Raw genomic sequence first — 14,225 nt, forward strand, 5'->3', positions numbered from 1 at the left:
TGACCAACGGGGTAAAGTGCCCTATGCCCACCTCGGAAGCCGCCGCCATCGCCGCCGAACTGCGCACAGCGATGGGCAAGCTCACCCGACGCGTCAAACACGAGGACCGCATCCCGCTGGGCCAGGTCGCCGTGCTCGGCGCACTCGACCGCGACGGCGCCATGACCACCAGCGACCTCGCCGCCGATCAGCGCGTACGCCCCCAGTCGATGGCCCGGGCGGTGGGGCTGCTCATGGAACAGAACCTGATCACGCGTCGGGCGCACCCCACGGACGGCCGCAAGTCGCTGGTCGAACTGTCGGACGCGGGCCGGGCCGCGCTCGAAGCGGAGCGCGGCCGCAGGGCCGGTTGGCTCGCGCAGGCCATCGAGGCCGAACTCACGGAAGAGGAGCGGGCGTTGCTGGCGCGGAGCGCCGCCCTGCTGGAGCGGCTCGCCGCACACTAGCGCCCCGGCAGGCGACGTCCGCCCCTCGCGACGCCCGGCACGCCGAGAGGACGCACCGCGGCGGGCGCCCCTGCACGGGCAAACGTCGTCTGCCGGGGCACGCACTGGTCTCGCCGGGCGCCGCGAGGAACGCCCAGGTCGGCTCGGGCCTGTTCGCGATAGCGGTTCATCAGGTCTGTCAGATTCCCTTCCGTGGGGGGGTGGCGCCGTCGTTCCTGGTCGCGATCTCCTCCTGCCACAGGACGAGGTTGTCTTCGTGGGCGGCCTCGATCGCCGCCGGTGACGCCGGGAGGACGAGGATCTCGAACAGCACAGACCTCCTCGACTCGGCTGTCTCCATCGCGGCGAGGCACTGCCGCCGGTCATCCGTTCCTTCTGCCGCCTGGCGGGCTCGTTCGGCCGTGCTGGATACTTCCTTTACACACGTGGCGTACTCGATGCAGGTGTCGAGTCTGCGCTCGTCCCGGCGTGTCGCCATGGCCCGTTGGTGCCGGGTGCGCTCGGCCATGGTGGTCGCCAGGAATGAGGTCAGGGCGCCGACGAGCGTCACTGCCTGAGTGATCGTGAAAGCGAACCTTGGCCTCGTTCGGGCCATGACGGCAAGGCCGGGCGACCGAGGCGCCTTCAGCGGTCGCCCGGGCCGGCGAGGCAGGTGACGATCCGCACGTCGGGGGCGAAGTCCGGCGCCGGGCTCCCGTACCGGATCTTCGCGTCGTCCATGCGCGGGGTGCGGGCCGGCGGCCGCAGCACGGTCCGGGAACGCGGCGCTCGCCGCCGAAGAGGGGCACGCCGGCTTCCTCGGGGGTGGGGCGTGCGCGCGTCCCGGTGAGGACACCTCGACACCGGAGTACGCGGCGGACCCGAACCGGCCGACATCGTCATCGAGGACTCCGGCGTGGAGATCCCCGAGGCGCAGGAGGCGCCGGTTCACGGCAACAGGCGCTTGAGTGTCCAGCGGCTGGAAGGTCCATGATCTCGCCATGGACGACGAACACCCCGACGTGCTCACCATCGGCCGGCTCGCGCACCGCACCGGACTTCCGGTGCGCACCCTGCGCTTCTGGTCGGACAGGGGAGCAGTGCCGCCCGTGGCCCGCTCCGCGAGCGGCTACCGGCTGTACGACACCGATTCCGTGGCCCGCGTCGAGCTGGTCCGCACCCTGCGGGAGCTCGGCCTCGGGCTCGACGACGTGTGCCGCGTCCTGAGCGGCCGCACCACGGTTGCCGAGGTCGCCGACGCGCACGTGGCCGCGCTCGACGCGCAGATCCGTTCCCTCAAGGTGAGCCGGGCCGTTCTGTCCACCGTATCGAAACGTGGTTCGACCGCTGAGGAGACAGCACTGATGAACCGGTTGGCACGGCTTTCCGCCGCTGAACGCAAGCAGATCGTCGACGAGTTCAAGGAGGAGGTGTTCGGCGGTCTCGACGTCGACCCGCGCCTGCACGACCGCATGCGCGCCTTCAGCATCGAACTGCCCGACGACCCCTCGCCCGAGCAGGTCGACGCCTGGATCGAACTGGCCGAGCTGGTCCGGGACCCCGGCTTCCGCGCCCGGATGCGCACCATGCTGGAGCTGAGCGCCCCGGCCCCGGGGCGGAGCCGTCCCCCCGGGGCGTCCATCTGGTGGGCCAGGCAGGTCGTGCAGACCGTCGCGGAGGTCAGGGAACGCGGGATCGCTCCGGAGGGACGGGCAGCGGCCGAAGTATTGTCCGAGCTGTTCGGCGATGCCGATCGGGCCGCCGTGCTGTTGTGCCTGGAGGCCGGGATCGAGGCAGGGATGGAGCGCTACCGCGGGCTCGTCGCCCGCGTGCGCGGACAGTACTCGTCTCCCGACGCGACCGGGGAGCTGGAGTGGCTGGCGCGAGCCCTGCGTACCGCGGAGCAGACCTGACCGGCCGCACCTCCCCCGTCTCGCATGACCGGGTGCCGTTATGCGACCTGCGGGCCCGTCCCAGCCGACCGGTGTCTCACGCAGCGAGGTGCGGGCAGGCCCCGACGCGGCATCGCGGAAGAACCACCGCTGAGCAGGCCGACCGGTCACTGGGCGCGGGGCGCACCGCCTCCGGCCGCCTCTGCGATGCGCGCCGCCGGCCCGTGGCCGGACGGCACGAGAGCGGCCCCGTGCCACGCCGCACGGGGCCGCGGTGAGGCGTTGCCACTCCTTGAGGCTTTGAGGCCGGTCGGCGCGCGATGACGTCGAAGCAGCCGGGCGGAGCTGTCGGAGATCATGTCCCCGTCGGTCGTGCCGGCGGAGCCGGCTGGGGGCTGATGAGGAGCAGGGCGATGTCGTCGGCGGGAGAAGGGGCGTGCCGGATGAGGGTGTCGGCCATGGCGTCGAGGTCGTCCGGGTCTGCGTGTTCGAGGAGTCCGGCGAGGGCTGTGGTGGCGTCGTCGAGGTCGACTCCGGGCGCTTCGATGAGCCCGTCGGTGTAGAGGGCGAGGACGCAGCCGGGCGGCAGGGGAGAGTCCAGTGTGGGGTAGTCGGCATCCGGGTCGATGCCGAGGAGGAGGCCGGGTGGGACGTGGAGGAGCTCGGTGTGCCCGTCCGTGTGGCGCAGCAGGGGTGGGGGGTGGCCGGCGGTGGCGAGACGGGCGCGGTGCTGGGCCAGGTCGAGGTGGGCGTAGAGGCAGCTGGTGAACAGGCCGGGGTCGAGGTCGGTGAGCAGGCGGTTGGTGGCGGCCAGGACGTGGTCCGGGGACGCGCCCCCGGTGGCATGGGCGTGGACGGCGGTACGGACCTGTCCCATGAGGGCGGCAGCGTCGACGTTGTGGCCTTGTACGTCGCCGATGGTGGCGGCCGCGGTCTGTTCGTCGAGGCGGATGAGGTCGTAGAAGTCGCCGCCGACGCCCAGTCCTCGGGCGGCCGGCAGGTAGCGGGCGGCGACCTTCAGGCTGGGGATGTCGGGGAGGCTGTGGGGCAGGAGGCTGGCCTGCAGTCGGTGGGCGAAGTGCTGTTTCGTGTCGTAGAGGCGGGCGCGGTCCAGGGCCTGGCCGACGAGACCGGCCAGTGAGGTGAGTACGGCGCGTTCGCTGGGCGGGAAGATGTGGGGCCGGTCGTAGGCGAGGACGAGGCAGCCGATGGGACGGCCGGAGGCGATCAGGGGCAGGAACGCCCATGCGGCCATCCGGTCCTGGTGTACGGCGGCAGGGTAGGCGTCCTGGAGGTCGGCGAAGGTGGCGAAGAAGCTCGGGTCGCCCGTGGACAGGACCCTGGCGCCGGGGGTGTTCGAGTTCAGGGGGACGGCGTCGAAGCGGCGCATGAGTGCGGCGCCGTAACCGCGGTGTCCGATGAGCTTCAGCCGGCCGTCCTCGGCGGCCATCAGTGCCATGGCCTTGGCGCCGAGGGCCGGCAGGAGCTGGTCGGCGGTCTGCTCGACCACGTCCTTGACTCCGACGGCCTCGGTGAGCGTGGACGCCAGATGCATCAGGTGATAGAGCACGGTGGCGCGGCCGGGGCCGACGGCGGTCACCGGCTTCGGGACATGAGCGCCTTCGGACGGAGCGCTGGGAGTGATGCGGACGCTGATGCCGGAGGAGTCGGGGTAGAGGTCGAAGGACAGCCACGTGTCCGGTGGGCGCAGGACCGTGAAGGCCTGGGGACAGCGGCTGACCAGTGCGGCCCGGTAGCGGTCCTCGACGTGGGGGACGTCCATCCACGGCAGTGCCTCCCAGGGCAGGGCGCCGAGCAGGCCGGCCTGGCCGGCGCCGACGAGTTCGGCCGCCGCCGGGGTGATGAAGGTGATGCGACCGTGCAGGTCCAGGCCGCAGGACCCTTCCGGCAGGCGGTCGAGGAAGGCCGCTATCGCTGTCGCCTCGACGGGTGAGGGCGTGCGCCCGGCCGGTGGGGGCAGGGTCCGCGGCCGGTCGGCGGGCAGCAGCGGGTCACCGCGGTCGGCGGCCTGTTGCAGGAGCCTGCCCAGGCGGCGGCAGCCCGCTTCGACGACGGCGTGCTCTTCAGGGCCGAGCTGCGGTGGGTGGGTACCCGGCCACAGGAGCACCAGCCCGCCCCGGACCGTTGCGCCGCTGGTGACCGGGGCAGCCGCCAGCGCGAAGTCGTAGGGCAGCGCAAGCGCCGGACGCGGGTAGCGGCGCGCCATCTCCTCCTGCCCGCTGACCCATACCGGGCGCCGCTCGCGGACGGCGTCCGCCACCGGCATCGGGTCGGTCAGCGCCACCCGCCGCCACAGAGCGGTGATCTCATACGGGACCCCGGTCATCAGGACCAGCCACAGCGCGTTTCCGTCCGGCGGCAGCACGTACAGCAGCCCCCCGAAGGCGCGGCTCTCGCGCACCACATCGGCCATTGCGGCGTCCATCAGCTGCCCGCCTCGACCCGTGTCGGCAGGGAGGCCGTACCGGCCGGCACCATCTGCTGCCGTGCGCCGGCCGCGGTCTGCGGGCGGCGCCGCGCCCGCCGGGCCGCCCGCCGGTGAGCCTGACGGCGGTATCGGCGGCTACGGTCCGCCGACTCCGGCAGGACCGCACCACACCAGCCACACCCAACACCACGCATAAATGGACAATACGACCATTCCGCCACGGCGGCGTCCCGCCGGCGCCCAGGGGACGGGACCGCACCGAAAGGACCGGGCGACCCATCGAGCGGCACTCGGCGGCTTCCGCCGGGCGGGCGGGCCACCGGAAGGCAGGTGCGGCACGTGATCAGCCGCGGTCGCGGTTGCCCCGTCCGGGGCGAAGCGCGACGCTTCGCCCCGGATCAGGTCTTCCCCGCCCCGATCGAGCAGGGCCGGTCGCCGGGGCCGCCTCCCCCGCAGGGGGCCGGCGGCAGGAGGCCGGCTGCGGCCCTGGAGGCCGGCGCCGGCGTACAGGGCGATCTTCCAGCCAGAAGGTACCCGTACCGAGTTGACGGCATCGCCGCCCGCGCGAGTGCGGGCGGCGAAGAGGCGGGGCCTCGTTTCGGGACGTGGCGGCTCAGGCGGTACGGGTCAGTCGCCACACGTTGTCCGCCCGCGTGCCGGGCTTGCCGTCGGGCGAGGGCGAGGGCCGTTCCACGGCCTCCAGAGTCTCCACCCGCCAGGTGCGCGGCAGGGCAAGCATCGCGAGCAGGCCCTGGAGCGTGGGGAAGACGGCATCGAACGGGTGCTCGTGTTCTTCCATCCAGGACGGCCATCCAGCGTGCATGACGACCAGGAGGGTGCCACCCGGCGCGACCGCTTCGGCGGCCCGTTTGAGCACGCCGTCCTGGTCCAGTGCGACGGGCGACTGAAGGAACTGAGCACTGACCAGGTCGAAGCTTCCCTCGGGGAAGGTCACTCCGAGTTCATGCTGTTCGAACGCCACCTGCCCGGCGAGACCAGCTTCCGCGGCACGGGTCGCCGCCCGCTCCAGCGCTGTGGCGGAGATGTCCACTCCGGTCACCCGCCATCCGCGCGAGGCCAGCCACAGGGCGTCACCACCTTCACCACATCCCAGATCCAGAGCACCACCCGGCTCCAGGGCGCCGGCCTCACGCACGAGCAGTGGGTTCGGATCACCGCTCCAGACCCGTTCGCTGGTGCGGTAGCGCTCTTCCCAGAACTGCGCCGGGGCATTGGGCTGCGGTGTCGACATCGGAGCTCCTTCGGGACGACTGCACGGCGCCGGCGGGCACCTGGGCTCAGGGTGGCCGAACGGAAAGAAGCACGTCAAACATAGTTGCTGGTTCGGCAACAAAGAGGCGCAGGGCAGGACCGGATCGTCGGCATCCCGAACGAACCCACAGGAAAAGACCTCTGAGCCGGCCCACTCCGGGGACGTTCAGCGGGGAGGCGGGAAACGACGGGCTGAGCCGGTGCCCCGGCCCGCCGGCCGGAAGCCGCCCGTCAGAAGCCGCCGTCCGGACCGGAGGGCGACACCGTCCGGGCGCCTGAACTCCCGGACGGCGGAGCGGGAAACAACGCCACGGCTTCCCGGCGGGCAGCTCCGACCACGTGCCCGACGGACCGCGTGTCCGATAGGATGAAATTTAACGTTTATGCACCTCTTCAAGTCTTTTGGGTGGAGCATGGTCTCGGATCGAGACGGCGACGAAGCGCGGCCTCCCAAGCGCCGGCAGCGTGACCAGCACGAACAGCGTGAGCAGGACGGGCGTCCGCAGCGGCTTTCGGCGCCCCGAGCCATGCGTTCGGCGACGCAGCAGCTGAGGGACTTGCTGGGAAAGACGCCGGAGTCCGTCTCCGCGGTACGGCCCACCGATGACGGGTGGGAGGCCGAGGTGGAAGTGCTGGAGCTGGAACGCATCCCCGAGACGACGAGTGTCATGGCCAGTTACCGGGTGACGCTCGACGCCGACGGCGAGCTCATGGCGTACGAGCGGATCCGACGGTACACACGCGGCCAGATCGACCGGCGCGCCTGAGGGCGTGCCCCGGCTCGGCCGGGGTCTGCGCCGCCACTGACAGCTGAACACCGTGGAAACAGCAGCCGGACCGGGCGACGCACTTGCGGTGTCGCCCACGAAGGGAGGCACCATGACCGTGGTGCCACAAAGTGGCGGAGGCGGCGTAGCCCAGGGCGGTGGCGGCTCGGGCTCGCTGTACGACGTCCTGGAACTGATCCTGGACCGCGGACTGGTCATCGACGTGTTCGTCCGCGTGTCGCTGGTCGGTATCGAGATCCTGAAGATCGACGCCCGTGTCGTGGTGGCCAGCGTCGACACCTACCTGCGGTTCGCTGAAGCCTGCAACCGGCTCGACCTCGAGACGGGGCGCAAGGCGCCGAGCCAGTTGACCGATGTCGTCGGCGAGGTCACACAGGGCGGAGCCAAGGGCAAGAGCAAGGGCGCTCTCACGGGCGCGGTGGAGGCGTTCACGGACTCGCTCCACCAGGGCCGCGAGGAAGAGCCCGAGCCGGCAGAGGAGCGGGAGAGGTCCCGGCCGTCACGCCGCCCTTCCCGGCACCGGGAAGAGTGAGCCATGGCGGTCTATGTCTACGCGATCACGGCTGCGGCCCACCCCCGGCGCCTGGACGGCGTCAACGGTGTGGGAGACCCGCCGGAGCAGCTGCGCACGGTCGACGGCCAGTCACTGGTCGCCGTGGTCAGCGACGCGCCCGAAGGACTCAAGGCCAAGCGGCGCGACGTACTGGCGCACCAGTCGGTGCTGGAGAGGCTGATGGCCGACGGCAGTGTGCTGCCGCTGCGTTTCGGGGCGCTGGCGCCCGACGACGAGGCGGTGCGGCAGGTACTGGACGAGAGGGCCGATGAGTACCGCGAGCGGCTGTCGGCGCTCGACGGCTGTGTGGAGTTCCACCTGAAGGCGTCGTGCGCGGAGGAAGCGCTGCTCCGCGACATCCTGCTCCAGTCCGAAGAGGCACGCAGGCTCAACGAGGAGATCCGCAGCGGCCGCGGTGGCCAGGACCTGCGGATCGCGCTCGGAGAGCTGGTCGCCGCGGAGGTCCAGCGGCGGCACGGGACCCTCGCGGCGGAGACCGTGGAAGCGCTGCGGCCGCAGGCCCGCGACATACGCACCTCGGACCCGACGGGCGACGACTTCGTCAGCGTCTCGTTCCTGGTGGAGCAGGCCCGGCAGAACGAGTTCATGACCGCGGAGAAGGACCTCGCCGACCGGCGCGGTGAGGACTTCGCCTTCCGCCTCCACGGGCCGCTTCCGCCGTACAGCTTCGTCTAGACACCTCAATCGCCCCGGATCAGGAGGTGCGGTCATGGGCTTGTTCACTCAGCTCCTCACTCTCCCGCTCGCCCCTGTGCGGGGCGTCGGGTGGGTGGTGCAGCAGGTGGTACGGACCGCCGAGGACCAGTACTACGACCCCGGCCCCGTAATGAGGGAACTCGCCGAACTGGAAAAGGCGCTGGAGTCCGGCCAGATCGACGAGGAGACGTTCGACCGGCGTGAGGACGAGCTGCTGGACCGGCTGGAGGAGATCCGCAGCTTCCGGGAAGACCCACGGTGACCCAAGGGACAGAGACACGTCAGGAGGAACCCTCGCGATGAGAAAAGCAGCAACAGGCGCAGCGTTGCTCGGCGGTTACGCACTGGGACGGACGAAAAGCGCCAAGTTGGCCATGGCTGTCGCAGCCTGGGTGATCAAGAAGAACGTGGACACGAAGAAGATCACATCGGCGATAGCCGAAGCCGGTTCGCCGGCCATGGATGCCATCAGCGGGCAGGTACGCAAGGAACTGGTCGGCGCGGGCAAGGAAGCCTCCGCCGCGGCCGTCGGCACCTGGGCGGACAGGCTGGCCGATTCGCTGCACGAGCGCACCGTACGCCTTCAGGAAGAGCCTCCCGGGGACAAGGACGCCAAGGGCCCCGAGGACACCAAGGAGCCGAAGGAGCCCGAAGAACCCAAGGGCGCCAAGAAGGCGGAAACAGAGACGGAGGAGGAACCGGATACGGACAGGGGTGCGGATACGGAGACGGAGACGGACAAGCCGAGCCGCGCTCGCGCCCGTAAGGCCGAAAAGCCCGCGGCCAGGAAGAAGGCGGCGGGCGGGCCCGCCGCGCCGCGCGGTGACCGGCGTGGCGGTGGCACGAAGAGGAGGTCCGGGGAATGACCGACAGTGGGAAGACGGGGCCGGTCGGCGACGCGGGCAACCGGCTGATGGAAGAGCTCCAGCAGTACCTCCAGGCCCGGGCCGAGCGGACGGTCACCACCATGGGGCAGCGGCTCGGCGAGGCCACCAGGCAACTGGCCGAACCCGGCAGTTCGGTCGGGGACACCCTCACCACGCTGGCCAAGGGCGGCAAGCAGCTCAGTGAGGGCAAATCCCCGGCCCGGGTGGCGGGCGGCATGGGACTGTCCCACATGGCCGGCGGTCTGAAGGACAAGGTCAAAGGCCTGTTCGGTGGCGGCAAGGGCGGCAAGGGCGAGACCCGGTCGAAGAGCGTTGTCATCATCGAGGACATCGACGTCGGTGTGCCCGTAGAGCAGGCGTACAACCAGTGGACCGAGTTCCAGCAGTTCAGCCGCTTCGCCAAGGGCGTCGTCAACGTCGACCGGTCCGACGACACCAGTTCCAACTGGCAGGTGAAGGTGGCCAAGTCCAACCGCAGTTACAAAGCGAAGGTGTCCGAGCAGATACCGGACAAGCGCATCGTATGGACCTCCGAGGGCGCCAAGGGCACGACAAAGGGGGCAGTGACCTTCCACGAGCTCGAGGAAAACCTGACCAAGGTGCTCGTGGTGGTGGAGTACTTCCCCAAGGGCCTGTTCGAGAAGACCGGAAACATATGGCGCGCCCAGGGCCGCCGCCTCCGTCTGGACCTGAAACTGTTCCGCAAGTTCGTCACCTTCCAGGGCGAGCCCGCCGAGGGCTGGCGCGGTGAGATCCGCGACGGCGAGGTGGTCGACGAGGGTGATGAGGGCGACGAGAGCGACGACAACGAGGAGGAAGACCAGGACGGGAAGCGGGACGAAGGCGAGGAGCGGAGTGACGAGGAGGAGGAAAGCGACGAGGAGGACGAGGGCTGGGAGGACGAGGAGGAACCCGAGGACGAGCCCGAGGACGAGCCCGAGGACGAACCCGCACGGGCACGCAAAGCACCCGACGAGGAAGCCGGCGAACCCTACGAAGACGAACCCTATGAAGAGGACGAAGAGGACGGAGAAGACGAAGAACCGTACGAAGAGGAAAGCCCGCGCCGCCGTGCTGCCGGTCGGCGCTGATCCACGCCGGATCGAGGTGGAACGGCTGTGAGCGAACCAGTCCCCGGCAACCTCGGCTCCTTCCCGTCGCGGGCGTCCCCCTCGCCCTACGGCCAGGGTTCGTCGGCCAACCTCGCCGACATCCTGGAACGCGTTCTGGACAAGGGCATCGTCATCGCCGGTGACATCCAGATCAACCTCCTCGACATCGAACTGCTCACCGTGAAGCTGCGTCTCCTCGTGGTCTCGGTCGACAAGGCCAAGGAGATGGGCATCGACTGGTGGGAGCACGACCCGTCGCTGTCCTCCCGGGCCGTGGACGACCGGGACCTGGCCGAGGAGAACCGGCTGCTGCGCGAGGAAGTAGCCGCCCTGCGTGACGCCCGGGCGCTGCCGGCGCCCGAGCAGCGCTCCGCGTCCCGGACGCCGGAGCGTCCACGGCGCGCGTCCGGATCGGCCGGCTCGGCCAGGTCCGGCCGCACCGCCGCACGGCGGCCTCCGAGGACCGACGATGACTGAGACCACTGCGACCGTGAGTTACCTGTACGGCGTGGCGGCCCTGCGAGACGGGCTGTACGAGACGGCGGCTCCCCTGCGCGGCGTCGCCGGAGCCTCGGTGCGTCTGGTGCCGGACGAAGACACCGGTCTGGTGGCGGTCGTCAGCAGCGTCCCGGCCGCCGACTTCGAGGCAGCGCCGCTCTCCGCCCACCTGGAGGACCTCGCCTGGCTCGAAGCCGTCGCCCGGGCCCACCACCACGTCATCGACGCCATCGCGGCCACCGGCACGGTCCTGCCGCTGCGGCTGGCGACCATCTACCGCGACGACGACCGCGTCCGCGCCCTGATCACCGCGGACCGCGCCGCGTTCACGCGCCGCCTTTCCCACGTGGACGGCCGCGTGGAATGGGGCGTCAAGGTCTACTTCGAGCCCCCCTCGGCACCCGCCGCCTCCGCGGAGGACGCCCCCGCGGCCGGGATCAGCCCCGGCCGCGCCTACTTGCGCAGCAGGCACCAGGAGCGGAACGCCCGGCAGGACGCCTTCCGGGAAGCCGCGATCGCCGCGCGGAACGTCGAGGCCGCCGCCCGCGCCCACGCGGTCGCACACGCCCGCCACCGCCTGCAACAAGGCCCTCTCGCCGACGACTCGGGCGAGAACATCGTCAACGACGCCTACCTGGTGCCGCACGACCGGGCCGACGACTTCCGGCACGCCGTCCGGAGCGCCGCCGGGGAATCCGACCCGATCCGCGTCGAGATCACCGGGCCGTGGGCGCCGTACTCCTTCGCCGCGTCAGGGCTGGACGAACACGGTGAGAAAGATCAGGAGGTGATCACCTGATGACAGCCGACTACTCCGTGTCCGGTCCCACGGCGTCCGGACCGCCGGACCGCGGGCCGCTGCCGGACCGGCAGATAGCACTCATCGACCTGCTGGACCGTTTGCTCACCGGGGGCGCCGTCATCACCGGTGACATCACCTTGTCGATCGCCGACATCGATCTCGTCCGGATCTCGCTGCGCTCGCTCATCACCTCGATCAGCGCCGAGGTTCCGAGTCCCTGGCCCCGTGGCGGGCCCGTCTCCGTCCTGCCGCCCGGTGACCGTCCCCCCACGCCATGACGCCGGACGTACCGGATGTACCCGATGAACCGGTACCGGGCACACAGGACGGACCGGACGGGCCGGACGCGCAGTTCCCCCAGCGCCGTTACGACGAAGTGGCCGACGCGGCCGTCCGTGCCTTCCGGCTGTTCCCCGCCGCCCCGCAGGATCTGCCTCGCCCGGACCGGCACCGGAGCACCCGCCCGGGCGCACGCGTCAACACGGACCCCGACACCGTGGAACGCGACCTGATGAAGCTGGTCCTCACGCTCGTCGAACTCCTCCGTCAGCTGATGGAACGCCAGGCCATGCATCGCGTGGACGCCGGCGACCTCACCGAGGACGAGGAGGAGCGCCTGGGGCTGACTCTGATGCTCCTCCACGACCGCATGAACGACCTCTGCGCCCGCTACGGCCTGACCATGCAGGACCTCAACCTGGACCTGGGCCCCCTCGGCCCCCTGCTGCCGCCCGCCGACCCGCCCGCCGACCCGCCCGCCTGACACCGGACGGACGCGGAGGCTCCCGCGCTGACCGCTCCTGCCTGCGCCGACGCAAGATCCGGTGCACCGTCCCGGAGAAGGCGGGCCACACACCCACAACGCGGGAATCTCGGCCCGCGCGGCAAGCGCCCCCTGAGGTTCGGCAGGGCCGACCACCGCGAACGCCGCGCGGGGCGGAGTGCGGGATCAATCACCCGAAGCGGCACCGCGCCGTAGTGACCCGGCACGCCGAGCCCGCCGTCCGCCACGAAGCGACGGTGCTGGTCCCGGTCATCGACGAGTGGCTGCGACCAGTACCTTCTACGCGTCTGCCGGGCGGCGCGGTTCGCGCCGCATCGTCCACAGCACCGGTCCGTTCCCCGGCAGCCGCAGCTCCTCTTGCACGGTGAAGCCGAAGTGCTCGTAGAAGGGCAGGTTGGACGGCTTGGAGGACTCCAGGCAGGCGGGCAGACCCGCCGCGTCGGCCTTGGCCAGTCCCGAGCGCAGCAGAGCGGCTCCGTGCCCCCGGCCCTGCCCGGCCGGGTCGGCCCCGATCACCGCCAGGTACCAGTGCGGTTCCCGGGGCGCGTGCTCGGCGGCCATCTCGACAGCGTCCTTCAACAACGGGGCCCGGTCGCCGAGGATGCTCTGGAGCTCCTGGATGGTCTCCGGGCCGGGAACGGCCTTGGCCTGGGCCTCCGGCGGCACCCAGAAGGCGGCCGCCGCCTCGGTGTACTCACACACCCCGTGGTGGACGTACTGCCGGGTGAAAATCGTGGTGAAGTAACGGCCCAGTCCTGTCTCACGAGAGGCATCACCGGTGAAGAACCAGCGCATCATCGGGTCGTCGTCGAAGGCACGGGCCAAGGTGCGACTGATCAACGGAGCGTCGTCGACCGTTGCTGTCTTCGGCGTGTTCGTTATCGGCATATGGATCATTCTGCGCTCCTGTGATCCTCGGCCTCGTGGTGGGTCCTGGTCCGCTCCCGGAGCCGACGGAGCATTCTCCTGAAGGGAGTTGGTGCAGGGGATGGCGAAAGGACGAGCCGGCAGGAGGGCCGGGAGGAGAAACCGAGTGCGCATGTCATCGGCTCCCAAGCATCAAGACCTCCGCCACCGTCCCCGCCCTGGAGCAGAGCGTCGACGCGGGCAAGAAGATCGTCCGCCGCGACCCCGCCACCAAGGGGCGTGCGGCTCTGCCACGCCGCTGTACCGGCCGAGCAGCAGCGCATCGCAGGCATCTTCCCCGGTCTTCCCTGGCTCGCCCGCTGACCCACACGAAACCGCCCGGTTGACATGCCGTCAGGTCGGTGGGCCGGGACGGTCCGCTGACCGGCTCACCCAGAGGTGCTGCCACAGCGTCGTCCGGGACCGGGCAAGCAGGTCCCGGACGGATGCACTGACGGCCGCCTCTCAACTGGCCGCCCACACCGGATTCGGAACCGGTTCGAGGTGACTCAGCCGGACCGGGAACGCCTCCGCCATACGGCTCCAGCCGTGGCCGCCGAAGTGGACCGAGCACCACGAACCGTCGACGAAGCCGATCTCGTGGTTGCCGCCCGCCACGTCGCTCCGGTCACGGATCCAGGTCACGTTGCGAAGATCCGTGACCCACCCCACCTCGGCCGGACCGAGCCCGCCGGTGACGGAGCGCGCGCGGGACACGTACACGAGCTGCAGGCGGCGGTCGGTGACGTGCAGCACCACGGCCGTGCTGTTCTTGGTCCGAGGCAGTACGGCGCGGGCCAGGTGGCCGGCCATGCTGTTCCAGCCGCCGTGGAACGGCTTGCCCGGCTTCTTCCCCTCACGCCAGAAGACCGCTTCGAAGAACGCCTCGAACGGGTTCCAGGTGATGGCACAGAATCTCGCGGCCCCGTTCACGGGGAGCATCAGCCAGCTCCCGAGCGTGCGGTGCTCGGACCGCAGAGCGCGCGGGCGCCGGACATAGCCAGGCCGCGGCGCCCTGCCGGCCAACGAGACCCCGTGCTCACCACGCAGCACCTCGCCCGCCGGTATCAACGCCCTCGCCCGCTCGACCGTCTCCCGGCCCCGGTTCGCAGTACTCACCCGAAATCGCCCCTCACTGTC

17 protein-coding genes are annotated in these 14,225 nt (G+C 70.7%); 12 read left to right on the forward strand and 5 right to left on the reverse strand.

Features of this window, described 5'->3' with window-relative positions:
• The first annotated feature begins 23 nt into the window (after positions 1–23).
• Positions 24–446 carry a MarR family winged helix-turn-helix transcriptional regulator gene (locus tag ACWD0Y_RS16040; RefSeq protein ID WP_450260956.1) on the forward strand — a complete coding sequence of 141 codons (423 nt, stop codon included), beginning with the start codon at positions 24–26 and terminating at the stop codon, positions 444–446.
• A gap of 178 nt (positions 447–624) precedes the next feature.
• Here the strand turns inward: ACWD0Y_RS16040 and ACWD0Y_RS16045 are convergent, their stop codons facing one another.
• Positions 625–996 carry a hypothetical protein gene (locus ACWD0Y_RS16045; RefSeq protein ID WP_450260957.1) on the reverse strand — a complete coding sequence of 124 codons (372 nt, stop codon included), beginning with the start codon at positions 994–996 and terminating at the stop codon, positions 625–627.
• Between the two features lie 430 nt (positions 997–1,426).
• Here ACWD0Y_RS16045 and ACWD0Y_RS16050 point away from each other — a divergent pair, with 430 nt between their 5' ends.
• On the forward strand, positions 1,427–2,338 hold the full coding sequence (locus ACWD0Y_RS16050) for a helix-turn-helix domain-containing protein (protein WP_450260958.1): 912 nt from the start codon (positions 1,427–1,429) through the stop codon (positions 2,336–2,338).
• Between the two features lie 334 nt (positions 2,339–2,672).
• Here the strand turns inward: ACWD0Y_RS16050 and ACWD0Y_RS16055 are convergent, their stop codons facing one another.
• Together ACWD0Y_RS16055 and ACWD0Y_RS16060 are read right to left on the reverse strand one after the other, a co-directional pair.
• Complete coding sequence (locus tag ACWD0Y_RS16055; protein WP_450260959.1) at positions 2,673–4,763, reverse strand: SpoIIE family protein phosphatase; 2,091 nt, start codon at positions 4,761–4,763, stop codon at positions 2,673–2,675.
• Positions 4,764–5,379: 616 nt separating this feature from the next.
• A complete protein-coding gene (locus tag ACWD0Y_RS16060) occupies positions 5,380–6,018 on the reverse strand; it encodes an SAM-dependent methyltransferase (RefSeq protein WP_450260960.1) in 639 nt (212 codons plus the stop codon).
• 433 nt (positions 6,019–6,451) lie between these two features.
• Between ACWD0Y_RS16060 and ACWD0Y_RS16065 the strand changes: the two genes are divergently transcribed.
• The 10 genes from ACWD0Y_RS16065 (at position 6,452) to ACWD0Y_RS16110 (ending at position 12,158) form a co-directional block, all read left to right on the forward strand.
• On the forward strand, positions 6,452–6,805 hold the full coding sequence (locus ACWD0Y_RS16065) for a gas vesicle protein GvpO (protein ID WP_450260961.1): 354 nt from the start codon (positions 6,452–6,454) through the stop codon (positions 6,803–6,805).
• Between the two features lie 112 nt (positions 6,806–6,917).
• Positions 6,918–7,358, forward strand: a complete 441-nt coding sequence (locus ACWD0Y_RS16070; RefSeq protein ID WP_450260962.1) for a gas vesicle structural protein GvpA — start codon at positions 6,918–6,920, stop codon at positions 7,356–7,358.
• A gap of 3 nt (positions 7,359–7,361) precedes the next feature.
• Entirely contained in the window at positions 7,362–8,075 is a 714-nt protein-coding gene (locus ACWD0Y_RS16075; protein ID WP_450260963.1) for a GvpL/GvpF family gas vesicle protein, read from the forward strand.
• Between the two features lie 34 nt (positions 8,076–8,109).
• A complete protein-coding gene (locus ACWD0Y_RS16080; RefSeq protein ID WP_450260964.1) occupies positions 8,110–8,358 on the forward strand; it encodes a gas vesicle protein GvpG in 249 nt (82 codons plus the stop codon).
• A gap of 112 nt (positions 8,359–8,470) precedes the next feature.
• Positions 8,471–8,962 carry a hypothetical protein gene (locus tag ACWD0Y_RS16085; RefSeq protein WP_450260965.1) on the forward strand — a complete coding sequence of 164 codons (492 nt, stop codon included), beginning with the start codon at positions 8,471–8,473 and terminating at the stop codon, positions 8,960–8,962.
• The gene (locus ACWD0Y_RS16090) at positions 8,959–10,074 is read left to right on the forward strand and encodes an SRPBCC family protein (protein WP_450260966.1); all 1,116 of its coding nucleotides are present in this window, start codon (positions 8,959–8,961) and stop codon (positions 10,072–10,074) included. The genes ACWD0Y_RS16085 and ACWD0Y_RS16090 overlap by 4 nt, the downstream gene beginning before the upstream one ends.
• Before the next feature lie 27 nt (positions 10,075–10,101).
• The gene (locus tag ACWD0Y_RS16095; protein ID WP_450260967.1) at positions 10,102–10,572 is read left to right on the forward strand and encodes a gas vesicle protein; all 471 of its coding nucleotides are present in this window, start codon (positions 10,102–10,104) and stop codon (positions 10,570–10,572) included.
• Positions 10,565–11,392: a GvpL/GvpF family gas vesicle protein gene (locus tag ACWD0Y_RS16100; protein ID WP_450260968.1), complete on the forward strand. Its 828-nt coding sequence runs from the start codon at positions 10,565–10,567 to the stop codon at positions 11,390–11,392. The genes ACWD0Y_RS16095 and ACWD0Y_RS16100 overlap by 8 nt, the downstream gene beginning before the upstream one ends.
• A complete protein-coding gene (locus tag ACWD0Y_RS16105) occupies positions 11,392–11,673 on the forward strand; it encodes a gas vesicle protein (protein WP_450260969.1) in 282 nt (93 codons plus the stop codon). The genes ACWD0Y_RS16100 and ACWD0Y_RS16105 overlap by 1 nt, the downstream gene beginning before the upstream one ends.
• Positions 11,670–12,158, forward strand: coding sequence for a gas vesicle protein K (locus ACWD0Y_RS16110; protein ID WP_450260970.1), 489 nt, complete (start codon positions 11,670–11,672; stop codon positions 12,156–12,158). Before ACWD0Y_RS16105 ends, ACWD0Y_RS16110 begins: the two co-directional genes overlap by 4 nt.
• A gap of 300 nt (positions 12,159–12,458) precedes the next feature.
• Here the strand turns inward: ACWD0Y_RS16110 and ACWD0Y_RS16115 are convergent, their stop codons facing one another.
• Positions 12,459–13,076 carry a GNAT family N-acetyltransferase gene (locus ACWD0Y_RS16115; RefSeq protein ID WP_450260971.1) on the reverse strand — a complete coding sequence of 206 codons (618 nt, stop codon included), beginning with the start codon at positions 13,074–13,076 and terminating at the stop codon, positions 12,459–12,461.
• Between the two features lie 474 nt (positions 13,077–13,550).
• Positions 13,551–14,204 (reverse strand): hypothetical protein, encoded by a 654-nt coding sequence (locus ACWD0Y_RS16120; RefSeq protein ID WP_450260972.1) that lies wholly within the window; start codon positions 14,202–14,204, stop codon positions 13,551–13,553.
• Positions 14,205–14,225: the final 21 nt, after the last annotated feature.

It is taken from the genome of Streptomyces altiplanensis, assembly GCF_053591575.1.